The 13,931-nt window shown below is 39.2% G+C and carries 13 protein-coding genes; 6 read left to right on the top strand and 7 right to left on the bottom strand.

The genetic code is table 11. From position 1 onward, the window contains the following. The first annotated feature begins 536 nt into the window (after nt 1-536). Nucleotides 537-2,237: a C4-dicarboxylic acid transporter DauA gene (dauA, locus tag CUB63_RS02600; RefSeq protein ID WP_109847388.1), complete on the top strand. Its 1,701-nt coding sequence runs from the start codon at nt 537-539 to the stop codon at nt 2,235-2,237. A gap of 86 nt (nt 2,238-2,323) precedes the next feature. Here the strand turns inward: dauA and mnmL are convergent, their stop codons facing one another. From mnmL to hemA, 6 genes are read right to left on the bottom strand one after another with little or no spacing between them, the layout of a single operon-like run. Then, the gene (gene mnmL / locus CUB63_RS02595) at nt 2,324-3,247 is read right to left on the bottom strand and encodes a tRNA modification radical SAM protein MnmL/YtqA (RefSeq protein ID WP_109847387.1); all 924 of its coding nucleotides are present in this window, start codon (nt 3,245-3,247) and stop codon (nt 2,324-2,326) included. 8 nt (nt 3,248-3,255) lie between these two features. Continuing rightward, complete coding sequence (kdsA, locus tag CUB63_RS02590; protein WP_109847386.1) at nt 3,256-4,110, bottom strand: 3-deoxy-8-phosphooctulonate synthase; 855 nt, start codon at nt 4,108-4,110, stop codon at nt 3,256-3,258. A gap of 57 nt (nt 4,111-4,167) precedes the next feature. Then, nucleotides 4,168-4,977: an invasion regulator SirB1 gene (sirB1, locus tag CUB63_RS02585; RefSeq protein ID WP_167426104.1), complete on the bottom strand. Its 810-nt coding sequence runs from the start codon at nt 4,975-4,977 to the stop codon at nt 4,168-4,170. Continuing rightward, nucleotides 4,961-5,809: a peptide chain release factor N(5)-glutamine methyltransferase gene (gene prmC / locus CUB63_RS02580; protein ID WP_006536563.1), complete on the bottom strand. Its 849-nt coding sequence runs from the start codon at nt 5,807-5,809 to the stop codon at nt 4,961-4,963. Before prmC ends, sirB1 begins: the two co-directional genes overlap by 17 nt. Then, entirely contained in the window at nt 5,809-6,891 is a 1,083-nt protein-coding gene (prfA, locus tag CUB63_RS02575; RefSeq protein ID WP_072064034.1) for a peptide chain release factor 1, read from the bottom strand. Before prfA ends, prmC begins: the two co-directional genes overlap by 1 nt. 28 nt (nt 6,892-6,919) lie before the next feature. Continuing rightward, entirely contained in the window at nt 6,920-8,182 is a 1,263-nt protein-coding gene (gene hemA, locus CUB63_RS02570) for a glutamyl-tRNA reductase (protein ID WP_109847385.1), read from the bottom strand. A 240-nt stretch (nt 8,183-8,422) separates the two neighbouring features. Between hemA and lolB the strand changes: the two genes are divergently transcribed. The 3 genes from lolB (at nt 8,423) to prs (ending at nt 10,968) form a co-directional block, all read left to right on the top strand. Further along, nucleotides 8,423-9,061 carry a lipoprotein insertase outer membrane protein LolB gene (gene lolB, locus CUB63_RS02565; RefSeq protein WP_006536558.1) on the top strand — a complete coding sequence of 213 codons (639 nt, stop codon included), beginning with the start codon at nt 8,423-8,425 and terminating at the stop codon, nt 9,059-9,061. After that, nucleotides 9,058-9,933 carry a 4-(cytidine 5'-diphospho)-2-C-methyl-D-erythritol kinase gene (gene ispE / locus CUB63_RS02560; protein WP_006536557.1) on the top strand — a complete coding sequence of 292 codons (876 nt, stop codon included), beginning with the start codon at nt 9,058-9,060 and terminating at the stop codon, nt 9,931-9,933. The genes lolB and ispE overlap by 4 nt, the downstream gene beginning before the upstream one ends. An 87-nt stretch (nt 9,934-10,020) precedes the next feature. Then, nucleotides 10,021-10,968: a ribose-phosphate diphosphokinase gene (gene prs, locus CUB63_RS02555; RefSeq protein WP_036912921.1), complete on the top strand. Its 948-nt coding sequence runs from the start codon at nt 10,021-10,023 to the stop codon at nt 10,966-10,968. 237 nt (nt 10,969-11,205) lie between these two features. Here prs and ychH read toward each other — a convergent pair whose 3' ends face one another. Continuing rightward, the gene (gene ychH / locus CUB63_RS02550; RefSeq protein ID WP_006536555.1) at nt 11,206-11,484 is read right to left on the bottom strand and encodes a stress-induced protein YchH; all 279 of its coding nucleotides are present in this window, start codon (nt 11,482-11,484) and stop codon (nt 11,206-11,208) included. Nucleotides 11,485-11,828: 344 nt separating this feature from the next. Here ychH and pth point away from each other — a divergent pair, with 344 nt between their 5' ends. Both pth and ychF read left to right on the top strand, forming a co-directional pair. Further along, entirely contained in the window at nt 11,829-12,413 is a 585-nt protein-coding gene (gene pth, locus CUB63_RS02545) for an aminoacyl-tRNA hydrolase (protein ID WP_109847384.1), read from the top strand. A gap of 183 nt (nt 12,414-12,596) precedes the next feature. Then, a complete protein-coding gene (gene ychF / locus CUB63_RS02540; RefSeq protein ID WP_072064039.1) occupies nt 12,597-13,688 on the top strand; it encodes a redox-regulated ATPase YchF in 1,092 nt (363 codons plus the stop codon). Nucleotides 13,689-13,931 lie beyond the last annotated feature (243 nt).

Genomic DNA, 13,931 nt, shown 5'->3' with positions numbered 1-13,931 from the left:
TTTTGGTATTAAAAATATACACTTCTAGTCTCGTTTCTCTTCACTAAGTTATTTATATCCACTATTCTTCATTTTTTGATGGTATTATTGTTAGCATACAACACATTTTTTATTTTATTTTTGCTTAATTATTTTATTTAATAATCTGTTATCACTTAACAATCTCTGATAATTAATTTTAATGAGTTGAAAAAACTTATGTAGTTGTTATTTATATCTATCCTATTTTTATGGCATAAAAAGATTTTATTATCCTATTTATAAACGACATTTATTCTAAAACAAAACACTTTTTATAATTTTAATATAAATTTAAACTTTATTCTCATGCAAGCAACAGAATAAACACAATAAGATACATTACATTATCTATTTAGGTTAACTTATTAGTTTAATTGATTTTATTTCTACTAAGCTTTAAGATATGCATTAATAATTTGATGTATCACATTATTATCAGCGAATAAAAGCGATATCCTCTCTTTTCCTTATCGCCGTTATTCGGCATCTGACTTCTTATTTTGGTTTAATCCTAAATGAAAACTCATAAAGTTAACCGGGTTCGCCCCTTTAGTGCATTTATTGATGCATGTGTAAAAGAGCCTTACTCTTTTGCGCGTTTATTAAAAGATATTATTGCAGGGATCACCGTCGGAATTATCGCGATACCTTTAGCCATGGCACTGGCAATTGGTAGCGGTGTTCCTCCGCAATACGGTCTTTATACCGCAGCTATTGCCGGTATAGTCATTGCTGTTTCTGGTGGCTCTCGCTACAGTGTTTCAGGCCCCACAGCGGCTTTCGTTGTGATACTTTATCCTGTATCTCAGCAATTCGGTTTAAGTGGCTTATTGATTGCCACATTAATGTCTGGCGTTATTTTAGTTGTTATGGGATTAGCCCGCTTTGGTAAACTCATTGAGTATATTCCTGTTTCTGTAACACTTGGATTTACCTCAGGGATTGCAATCACCATTGCGACCATGCAAATAAAAGACTTTTTTGGTCTTGAGATGGCGCATGTACCAGAAACTTATATCGATAAAATTATTGCCTTAGGTTCTGCATTACCAACCATTCACCTTGGTGATACGCTTATCGGCTTAACAACACTGTTTGTTTTAATCTACTGGCCAAAATTAAATTTACGCCTACCAGGGCATTTACCCGCTTTAATCGCGGGTACTGCAGTAATGGGTATTGTGAATATGTTTGGCCATGAAGTTGCAACGATTGGCTCACAGTTTAGTTATCTACTTCCAGATGGATCAGCTGGGCAAGGTATTCCACCTATTTTGCCTCAGTTTGTTTTACCTTGGAATTTACCAAGTACTGGAGCATCTCTTGAATTAAATTGGAGCACAGTTTCTGCTTTATTACCCGCAGCTTTTTCAATGGCAATGCTAGGCGCTATCGAATCGTTACTGTGTGCCGTTGTACTTGATGGCATGACAGGCAAAAAACATCACTCTAATGGTGAATTACTAGGACAAGGGGTTGGTAATATTGTCGCACCTTTCTTTGGTGGTATAACAGCAACTGCAGCGATTGCACGTTCAGCTGCTAACGTGCGTGCGGGTGCAACATCACCAGTTTCTGCCATTGTTCACTCATTGTTGGTATTACTAACTTTGCTAGTATTAGCCCCATTTCTTTCATATTTACCTTTAGCCGCAATGTCAGCACTACTGCTAATTGTTGCATGGAATATGAGTGAAGCGCGTAAAGTTATTGATCTTATTCGTCACGCCCCTAAAGATGATATTATTGTCTTAGTGTTATGTTTATCACTCACCGTTCTCTTTGATATGGTCATTGCCATTACTATCGGTATTGTATTAGCTTCACTGTTATTTATGCGTCGTATTGCCAATATGACCAAAATAACTGAATCCCCTTATACTGATGATGATAAGCAGTTATTAGTTGTGCGTGTTAATGGTCCATTATTCTTTGCAGCAGCTGAACGTATTTTTAATGAGTTACGCGAACGCAGTAAAGGTTATAAAACCATTATTATGCAATGGGATGCGGTTCCTGTATTAGATGCAGGGGGCTTACATGCGTTCCAACATTTCGTTACTGATGTAAAACATGATACCCATGTGATTGTGTGTGATATTCCTTTCCAGCCATTAAAAACGTTGGCAAGAGCAAGAGTCACGCCTATTGAAGGAGAACTTAATTTTTATCCTTCATTACAAAAAGCACTGGATGACTTGGAATTAATTCAGTAGTTATTTAGATTTTTAAGATAAAAAATTAACGCCTTTAATCAATATTAAATAAAGATTGAAGGCGTTTTTAATTATGAGTAATTCACTTAATAAGGAATAAATGCTTTGCCAATCCCACTACCTTGCACACCTTTTTTTAATAAATCTTGATAAAGTGCGTTCATTCCTAACCAGTGATTTTCACACCATTCAGGAGCTAATAACGTAGGTTTTCTAGCACTAGCGCAAACACGATGATAAATAATTTCAGGAGGAGTATGGCGGATCATCTCACCCGCTGTATAAACATATTGTTCTTGCGTCAATGCATTAATACGCCCTGCTTTCCATGCCTTAGCTATCGTACTGCCTTCAACAATATGCAAAGGGTGCAATTTAAGCCCATCAGTACCCGTTTCAACCACTCGTTCTAATGTCTGCATATTAAGCAGATGATCTTCTCGTGGTAACCCGACAATAAGGTGCGTACACACTTTTAAACCACGCTGGCGAGCTTCACGAGTCGTCGCTTGGTAACATTGAAAATCATGCCCACGATTAATGTACTTCAATGTTTTATCATGAGCTGTTTGTAAACCGAGTTCTAACCACACTTCATAACCTTGATCACGATAACCTTGCAATAAATCTAACACACTAATTGGCACACAATCTGGCCGGGTTCCTACACATAACCCTACCATATCGGCTTGTAATAGCGCGGTTTCATATAAAGTACGTAAGTATTCTACTTCGGCATAAGTGCTGGTATAGGCTTGAAAATAAGCAAGATAACGATGTGCACGGTTAATATTTTTAGCTTGTAATGCAATCTGTTCTTCAATTGAGTGATATTGTGTTTGCTCATCAGCAAAAGAAGAGACATTACAGAAAGTGCAACCTCCCCGCCCCAATGTACCATCTCGATTAGGACAGTTGAAACCGCCATGAAGGGTGATTTTATGAATTTTTTCGTGATAACGGCGCTGAAGATCAGCGCCGAACATATTAACAACCGTGTGTAGTTGCATAACACATTTTATTTGCTGGTATCTAACTCTGGGAAATTTTTTACCACTTCATCAATCGCTTTAATTTGAGCTAAGAAAGGCTCTAATTTTGCAAGCGGTAATGCTGATGGGCCATCACAAAGCGCATTATCCGGATCTGGATGAGCTTCAAGAAATAGTCCAGCAAGACCAACAGCCATACCTGCACGTGCTAACTCTGCAACTTGTGCACGACGTCCACCCGATGCAGCACCAAATGGGTCACGACATTGTAGTGAATGTGTCACGTCAAAAATAACTGGTGCGCCTTGAGACGCTTGCATCATGACATGAAAACCTAACATATCAACAACTAAGTTATCGTAGCCAAAATTACTGCCGCGATCACACAGAATAACTTGGTCGTTACCGCCTTCTTTAAATTTATCAACGATATTCCCCATTTGCCCAGGGCTGACAAACTGCGGTTTTTTCACGTTGATCACTGCACCTGTTTTTGCCATCGCTTCAACAAGATCAGTTTGACGTGCTAAAAATGCCGGTAATTGGATAACATCCACAACTTCTGATACAGGTTGAGCTTGTGCAGCTTCATGAACGTCAGTAATAATTTTAACGCCAAAAGTTTCTTTTAACTCTTGGAAAATTTTCAGTCCTTCTTCTAAGCCTGGACCACGATAAGAGTGGATAGAAGAACGGTTTGCTTTATCAAAAGAAGCTTTGAATACATAAGGAATATTCAGTTTTTGAGTTACAGTGACGTAATGCTCACAAATACGCATGGCTAAATCGCGCGATTCTAATACATTCATGCCACCAAAAAGCACAAATGGCAGGTTGTTTGCTACCTTGATATCACCAATATTCACCACTTTATGTTGCATATTTATCCCTATACTGTTTGTCATGTACTGTATTAATCAAGTACGTTTCTTAAATTTTTAATGTAGAACAATAGGATTTTGTTCTATCGAATGAATTTGGATTTTGATCATCTCTGAAATAGGATCTTCAGGACATTGCTCAACAAAATAGTTTAAGTCAGAAATCGCCACATGGTTACACTCTAACTGAGCAAAAATAAGTCCGCGATCACGTATCTCGTAAGGATCTTCAGGATCAAACATTAATACCGTTTCACTCGCTTTTAATGCTTGCTCCATATTCTTTTCTTCCATTAAAGAAACTTTTAATGTATCCAAAAGTTTACGAATAATGGAACTGTATTCTGACTCTTCTAAATCTGCCTCTAATAGCACCGAATTATTTCCTACATTCCCTTTTAACCAAACTTCTAGGGTATGTTGTGATAGATATTCGCCATTTATTGGATTTAAAAATAACGGTTGTTCGTTAGGAATATCTATTCTGATAATAAGTTGTGTAGGAAAAATAACAGGCGCTAACGGTAAATTTAACAATTGTGCGATATAAATAAGAATCGAACCCAGAGAAACAGGAGAACCTACATGAGTCGCTAATACTTTATCTAACCACAAAGTATCAGAAAGACAATATTTACCACTTGCACCACTAAAGTGCCACTGCTTATAAAACAGTTTTAGTAATGCTTCTATTTGCTCTTTGATGTTTCCTTGCTTAGGAATTTCAGCTTCTGCTTGTTCAACAAGTTGTGCTAGTTGATAACCAACAGAAGTAGTCGGAAAATCAGGTCGAATAGCCTGAGAGATAAGGATCATGCCCTTAACTAAAGGGGCTTTATTAAATTCGTAATCAGCTATGGTTTCTATCATAATTCCAACGACCTACTGTCACTCGCTCATTACCGCCATAATCACGGAAAGTTTCCACACAGCAGTAACCCTTATCAGTAAAAATTTTGCGAACACCTTCACCTTGCTGCCAACCGTGCTCCAGTAATACCCAGCCTTTATCAGTTAAAAACTGACGGGCGGTTTCAATGATAATCTCGATATCAGCAAAACCGTTATTACCAGCAACTAATGCGGTTAAAGGTTCAAAACGAACATCCCCCTGATGAATATGCTCATCATTTTCATCTATGTAAGGAGGATTACTAATTATCATACCAAATTGATACCCAGAGAGTGAACTAAACCAGCAACTTTCCATAAATTCTGTGTTGTTTAATGCTAAGCGGGTCGCATTCTCTTGCGCTAACGCTACGGCTTCGGCTTGAAAATCCACACCAATAATATGGCAGTCAGGGCGCTCTGATGCCATAGCAAGCGCAATAGCCCCAGTTCCCGTTCCTAAATCAAGAATAGTTATTGGCTCTGTTGGTAGTTTTTCTAACGCTTGTTCAACAAGACATTCAGTATCAGGTCGAGGAATTAATGTTGCAGGTGAGACTTTTAAAGGCAGTGACCAAAATTCTCTTTCACCCACTAGATAAGCGATAGGTTCACCTTTAATGCGTCGAGTAAGTAGTTGCGATAATTGTGTTAATTCGTCTTGTGAAAGCAACGTTTCATTAAAAGCCATTAAGTACGTTCGAGCACGCTGTGTTACGTGCCCAAGTAAAATTTCAGCATCACGTTTAGGGCTGTCACTTTCAATTAATTGCAAGGCTGCTTGACGCAGCCATTGTTCATAATTCATTAATTTAACTCAGAAAGTGCAGAAAGCTGGTCCGCTTGATATTCAGTGACAATAGGCTGAATTAGAGGATCTAATTTCCCTTCCATCACTTCATCTAAACGATAAAATGTGAGGTTGATACGATGATCTGTCACTCGCCCTTGTGGGAAGTTATACGTTCTAATACGATCAGAACGATCGCCAGAACCTAATAAGTTACGACGTTCAGACGCTTCGGCTTCTTGACGTTTTTGCATTTCAGCAGCACGAATACGTGCGCCTAATACAGACATCGCTTTGGCTTTGTTTTTGTGCTGTGAACGCTCATCCTGACATTCCACTACAATCCCCGTTGGAATATGCGTAATACGGATAGCAGAGTCGGTGGTATTAACGTGCTGACCACCCGCACCTGACGAACGGAATGTATCAATACGTAAATCGCTTGGACTAATATCAGGTAATTCAGCTTCTGGCACTTCAGCTAATACTGCAACCGTACAAGCCGAGGTATGAATACGACCTTGAGATTCTGTTTCTGGTACACGTTGAACACGGTGACCGCCTGATTCAAATTTCAATACCCCATAAGCGCCATCACCCACTACTTTTGCAATGACTTCTTTATAGCCACCATGCTCACCTTCGTTAGCATTCATGACTTCAATACGCCAGCGACGTGATTCTGCATAGCGGCTATACATACGGAATAAATCACCAGCAAATAATGCAGCTTCATCCCCACCTGTTCCTGCCCGAATTTCAAGGAAACAGTTAAATTCATCATCAGGATCTTTAGGCAATAACAGCACTTGTAATTGTTGCTCTAAATCATCGTTTAGTGCTTGCGCTTCTTTCAGCTCTTCTTGCGCCATCTCTTTCATTTCAGGATCATCAAGCATCATTTCTGCTGCTTCGATGTCGTCTTGCACTTTCCGCCATTGACTAAAACAAGCCGTGACGTCGGTTAATTGAGAGTATTCTTTTGAAAGCGCACGAAAACGCTCCTGAGAGGCAATCACATCGGCTTCTGACAGAAGAGCCTGAATTTCTTCATAACGCTCTTGTAGAGCTTCCAACTTAGCGACAATAGAAGGCTTCATTCGTAGATTAAGATCCTGTTAGACAAAGTTAATTATGGGTAATACCCAAACTTTCGCGTAATAAATTCAGGCGTTCAATATCACCATCACTGGCAGCCTGTTGAAGAGATTTCGTAGGTGTGTGAATTAGACGATTCATCAATTGATGTGAGAGTTGCTGAATAACTTTTTCTGCATCTGCGCCATTTTGTATCAATGTGATGGCTTTTTCTGTCATTTCTGCACGTAGCATTTCAGCACTGTCCCGATATTCTCTAATCGCACCCACAGCACCTTGCGCTCGTAGCCAATCCATAAATTGTCCACTTTCTTGTTGAACAATATGTTCGGCTTGAATAGCAGCCGCTTGGCGTTGTTCGCGGTTATGTTGAATAATCGCTTCTAAATCATCGACACTATAAAGGTAGACATTATTGAGTTTTTCAACATCTTGTTCAATATCTCGCGGAACCGCAATATCCACCAGCAACATAGGTTGATTGCGACGCTTTTTAAGCGCCCTTTCAACCATCCCTTTGCCAATAATAGGCAAAGGACTTGCGGTAGAACTAATAACAATATCAGCTTGCGATAAACATTCATCAATCTCTGATAATGTAATAACATCCGCATCGACTTCATTAGCTAAACGCTGAGCACGCTCTTTAGTTCGGTTAGCAATAATGATTTTTTTAACTTGATGTTCACGAAGATGACGAGCAACTAATTCTATCGTCTCGCCTGCGCCCACTAATAAAATAGTCAAAGAGGATAACGATTCGAAGATTTGACGCGCTAATGTACAAGCAGCAAAAGCAACAGAAACGGCATTAGCACCGATCTGTGTCTCTGTTCTCACTCTTTTCGCAACTGAAAAAGACTTCTGAAACAAACGTTCCAGCTCTGAAGAGAGCGAGTCATAATTTTGGGAATCGGCAAAGGCTTTTTTAACTTGCCCTAAAATTTGAGGTTCACCTAATACGAGAGAATCTAAACCACTTGCCACTCGCATTAAATGGCTGACAGCTTGATTATCTTGATGCCAATAAACACTGTTTTTCAGCTCATTTGGCTCTATTTGGTGATATTGACATAACCAGCGAATAAGCTGTTCATGACTATTTTCTTTGTCTTCCATACTAAGATAAAGCTCAGTACGGTTACAAGTAGACAGCACAACACCACCTCTGACAGCAGGTTGCTGTAAAAGGTTATTTAAGGCATCACCCATGGTATCAGGAGAAAAAGAGACTTTCTCACGTAAAGCAACGGGGGCTGTTTTATGATTAATACCTAATGCTAATAACGTCATATCAACTATATCGAGTTATGAATAAATACCGCCTCGCGACTTGACTTAGTGTAAACCTAAAACAGCGCATTTAGTATGGACTCTTCATTCCCGCCATTCTACTTGATGAACAGATTCAATAAAAGAGCTTACTTGAGTGATAAGAGATTTCTATACACAATTTAACGAAATATCGTTATATCATGAGGTTTATGATACTCTTTTTTTCAACTAATAACGAATTAAAGGAATGTCTCAGCTATGCGTTCACGCTTTTTTTCAACCAAACAACTCCTGCGCCTTATCCCGCTAACGGCGTTGTTGCTGAGTGCCTGTAATCTAAATCAGATAAAGACACAAGGTTCAGCATCTGATAACGATATGCAATGGCAAGCTCGCCAACAAGCATTAAAGAAAATTTCACAATATGAAACTCGAGGCGCTTTTGCTTATATCGAAGATACAAACAAAACCTATGCCCGATTCTATTGGCAAGACAAAGCAGATGAGCGTTATCGTTTATTATTGACGAATCCGCTAGGTACCACTGAGCTTGATTTAAATGTTATGCCAGGTGTCATTGAAGTCACTGACAATAAAGGTAAAAAGTATTATAGCGATAACCCAGCAGAGATGATCTACCAACTTACTGGCATGGTTATTCCACTCAAAAATCTACGTGCTTGGCTTGTTGGTTTACCGGGTGATGCAACTCATTTTGAGTTAGATGCTAATCACTTATTAAAATCTGTCACATTACCAGCACCTGAAGGTGATTGGATCGTGACTTACCAAGCTTATGATTCAAGTACCACCCCCAACCTGCCACAGCGTCTTGAGTTAAAACAAGGCGAACGCATCATCAAATTAAAAATGGATAACTGGGATATACAGCAATGACTCTAAGTTGGCCTTCGCCTGCCAAATTAAATCTTTTTCTCTATATCACAGGGAAACGCTCGGATGGTTATCATAATCTACAAACATTATTCCAATTTTTAGATTATGGTGACACATTAACGATTACTCCTCGTGATGATACTCAGTTAACTATCTTAACGCCGATTGAAGGCGTAGAAGATAAAGATAATTTAATTATTAAAGCAGCTAAATTACTGCGTGATTATTGCCAACAACATCATATTCCTTTGAGGTATCAAGGCGCAGATATTAGTGTTGATAAAAAGCTACCAATGGGTGGTGGCTTAGGCGGAGGCTCTTCTAACGCCGCAACCACATTAATTGCACTTAATTACCACTGGCAAGCGGGTTTAAGTGATGAAACCTTAGCTGAATTAGGGGTAAATTTAGGGGCTGATGTCCCTGTTTTTGTAAAAGGTCATGCTGCGTTCGCCGAAGGCGTTGGTGAAATTTTGACCCCAGCAGAACCAAAAGAACAATGGTATTTGGTTGCACACCCTGGAATTTCCATTCCAACCCCGACAATCTTCACAGATCCAGAATTAAAACGTAATTCGCCTATTCGCTCTCTTGGCGCATTATTAAAGGCTCCGTTCGAGAATGACTGTGAAATGATCGCAAGAAAACGTTTTCGTGAGGTTGAATATCTGCTTTCGTGGCTGTTAGAATATGCACCGTCACGCTTAACTGGGACAGGTGCCTGTGTGTTCGGTGAGTTCGGATCACAAGTTGCCGCTAGTGAAGTGTTAATTAACGCCCCTGAGTGGGTGCATGGGTTTGTAGCGCAAGGCGTCAACATTTCTCCTCTGCATTTATTCCGCTCAAGGATACCTGTGTTATTGCACCCGTAAGATGATGTTTACAAACCCTATGTTCATAAACACGTTCTTTACAGGTCAACAATATCTCTCTCTGGACGCAAGCCTGAGGTTTTTCTCGTGCCCGATATGAAGCTTTTTGCTGGTAACGCAACCCCGGAACTGGCTCAACGTGTTGCCAACCGACTCTACACTAGCCTAGGAGACGCGGCTGTAGGTCGTTTTAGCGACGGTGAAGTCAGTGTGCAAATCAACGAAAACGTACGTGGTGGTGATGTATTTATCATTCAATCAACCTGTGCACCTACTAATGATAACTTAATGGAATTAGTGGTCATGGTTGACGCATTACGTCGAGCTTCCGCTGGTCGTATCACTGCTGTTATTCCTTACTTTGGTTATGCCCGTCAGGATCGCCGTGTTCGTTCAGCCCGTGTTCCTATTACGGCAAAAGTTGTTGCGGATTTCTTATCTAGTGTAGGCGTAGACCGTGTTTTAACCTGTGACTTACACGCAGAACAAATCCAAGGGTTCTTTGATGTACCGGTTGACAATGTCTTCGGCAGCCCAATTCTTTTAGAAGATATGCTTCAAAAAGATTTGGACAACCCTATTGTTGTTTCTCCAGATATTGGCGGTGTTGTTCGCGCTCGTGCTATCGCTAAACTGCTAAACGACACTGATATGGCTATTATTGATAAACGTCGCCCTCGTGCTAACGTTTCTCAAGTTATGCATATTATTGGTGATGTTGCTAACCGCGACTGTATCCTTGTTGACGATATGATCGACACAGGCGGTACATTGTGTAAAGCAGCTGAAGCGCTGAAAGAACGTGGTGCGAAACGCGTATTTGCTTACGCGACTCACCCAATCTTTTCTGGTAATGCTGTTGAGAACATCAAAAGCTCTGTTATTGATGAAGTGGTTGTCTGCGATACAATTCCGTTATCAGCAGAAATCAAAGCATTAAATAAAGTCCGTTCATTGACTCTTTCTGGTATGCTGGCTGAAGCAATTCGCCGTATTAGCAATGAAGAGTCAATCTCTGCGATGTTTGAACATTAATTTGTTATAACATTCATTGCAATTTGAGATAACTAAAAACCCGCTATAGCGTTTGTTATAGTGGGTTTTTTTGTTGTTTTTTCTAGATTAAAAATTTTAGGCAACAAAAAACCCGTTATTATTAAACGGGTCTATAGATGTGTATTACAACACATAATGACAACTTTCATTCACCTAATATCAGTTTTAGCTTATTTGTTTTTTTATCTGTCCTGATATTTATTTGTGATAACAACATTATGGATAACGGTGATTATCATGGCGACGATAACGTTCATCATGATTACGTAACCACCAATATCTTTCTGCTATTGTTTCTCTACCCCCGATACGGGCACCTGCTAGCCAAACCAGAGCACCAATAAAGATCCCCATTAAAGAGATATCGGCTAAAAATTCAGGCAATCCTAATGGGAAAATATGACTAAGAAGCGTATAACCAAGACTACCGAGCATTACTATCATCCCCGTAGCCATACATAAATTACCAACTGCAAATGCATGTTTATATTTCATGTTGCACCTCCAAGCGCGTCGTCAGACGATTCAACAACAAAATACATCGAATAACCTTTTATTCTTTGTAGTTATTATAGCCATAAATGCTAAGAAGTTATTGTCGAAGGGATCACATCGCTCCGAAATTTATTGATAATTCTTAACAAAAAATGTGTTTTTATCTTTCAAAAGAAGAAAATAGCGCCAAATTTGTCACTTTCGCTTTTTTTGTTAAGTCAAAGAAGTGATATTTCCTCTGACTATCATTTCAAAAAACATTCTATGCAATCAATTTTGTGCTTCTGTGCTTAGACGGGTAAACTATGGGCTTTCTTTTAAGACGATAACAGTGAAAGGCTATTGTGAGTAAAATTAAACTTATCGTCGGGTTAGCAAACCCCGGTGCAGATTATGCCCAGACTCGCCATAATGCGGGAGCTTGGTATGTAGATTTATTGGCTCAACGTCATCAGCAATCTCTAAAAGAAGAGAGCAAATTTTTTGGTTACACCGCACGCATTAATTTAAATGGTAATGATGTTCGTTTATTGGTTCCGACCACTTTTATGAATTTGAGTGGTAAAGCAGTACAAGCAATGGCGAATTTTTATCGTATTGAACTTGATGAAATTTTAGTTGCACATGATGAACTCGATTTACCGCCCGGTGTTGTCAAAATGAAATTAGGTGGTGGTAATGGCGGCCATAACGGATTAAAAGATATTCAAAGTAAGTTTAGCAATAATCCAAATTTCTATCGTTTGCGCATTGGTATTGGTCACCCTGGTGATAAAAATAAAGTTGTTGGCTTTGTATTAGGCAAGCCACCAATGAGTGAACAAAAATTAATTGATGACGCTATCAATGAAGCACTTTCGTGCACAGATATTTTAATGCGTGATGGTTATGAGAAAGCAATAAACCGCTTACATAGCTTTAAAGCATAATCATTGCATTGATAAATTAAGCAATTTCAATATTCAGAGGGTAAAATGCCCTCTTCTTTTGTGCGATTAATTCCTGATGATTTAATCAAACAGGGATTTGCTCTATAATAGCGCCAAATTTTTTTAACAGCACACAACAGGAATACTCCCTTCTGTTGTTTTTATGTGACAAGGTGAACGTTTATGGGATTTAAATGTGGTATCGTCGGTCTGCCTAACGTAGGGAAATCTACACTGTTTAATGCCTTAACTAAGGCAGGTATTGAGGCAGCCAACTTCCCATTCTGTACTATCGAGCCAAACACAGGTGTTGTTCCAATGCCTGATCCTCGCTTAGATAAACTCGCTGAAATTGTTAAGCCACAACGTATTTTACCTACAACAATGGAATTTGTTGATATTGCTGGCTTAGTAAAAGGCGCATCTAAAGGTGAAGGTTTAGGTAACCAATTCCTAACGAACATCCGTGAAACTGAAGCGATTGGTCATGTCGTTCGTTGTTTTGAAAATGACAATATCATTCACGTTGCGGGTAAAGTTGATCCTGCTGAAGATATCGAGACTATCAATACTGAATTAGCGCTTTCTGACTTAGATACCTGTGAACGTGCAATGCACCGTAATCAGAAAAAAGCAAAAGGTGGCGATAAAATTGCTAAAGCAGAAATGGAAGTGTTAGAAAAATGCTTACCGCATTTAGAAAACGCTGGCATGTTACGTGCTTTAGATTTAACGGAAGAAGAAAAAGCAACGATTCGTTATTTAAGCTTCTTAACGTTAAAACCAACAATGTATATTGCAAACGTTAATGAAGATGGTTTTGAAAATAACCCATATCTTGAAACTGTTCGCAAAATCGCAGAAGCAGAAGGCTCTGTGGTTGTTCCTGTTTGTGCCGCTATCGAAGCAGACATAGCTGAGTTAGAAGATGCAGAACGCGAAGAATTTATGCAAGATTTAGGCATTGAAGAGCCTGGTTTAAACCGTGTTATTCGCGCGGGTTACTCATTACTGAACTTACAAACTTACTTCACTGCTGGCGTTAAAGAAGTACGTGCATGGACAATCCCTGTAGGTGCAACCGCGCCACAAGCCGCAGGTAAAATCCACACTGACTTTGAAAAAGGTTTTATCCGTGCTCAAACTATCGCTTATAACGATTTTATCACTTACGGTGGTGAACAAGGCGCAAAAGAAGCTGGTAAAATGCGAGCAGAAGGTAAAGAGTATATCGTTCAAGACGGCGATGTAATGAACTTCTTATTTAATGTGTAAACTTACACTCTAGTCTCATACTGTTTCATAAAGTATCATTTCATAATAAAAAAGCATAAAATTCATAACATTAACTGGGCTTTATGCTTTTTTTTATGTCTCATTAAGTTTCATAAAAGCTCGCGATTAAATGAGTTAGGATATCGACCTGATGCTATCGAAGCACAATTAGCCCATATGGACTTAAATAGCGTTAGACGTTCATATAATCATGCAACTTATCTTGAAGAGCGCAAAATCATG

It is taken from the genome of Proteus penneri, assembly GCF_003144535.1.
Classification (GTDB): Bacteria; Pseudomonadota; Gammaproteobacteria; order Enterobacterales; family Enterobacteriaceae; genus Proteus; species Proteus penneri.
Note: the sequence above shows the minus strand (reverse complement) of the source record. Positions and strands in the feature narration are given on the sequence as shown.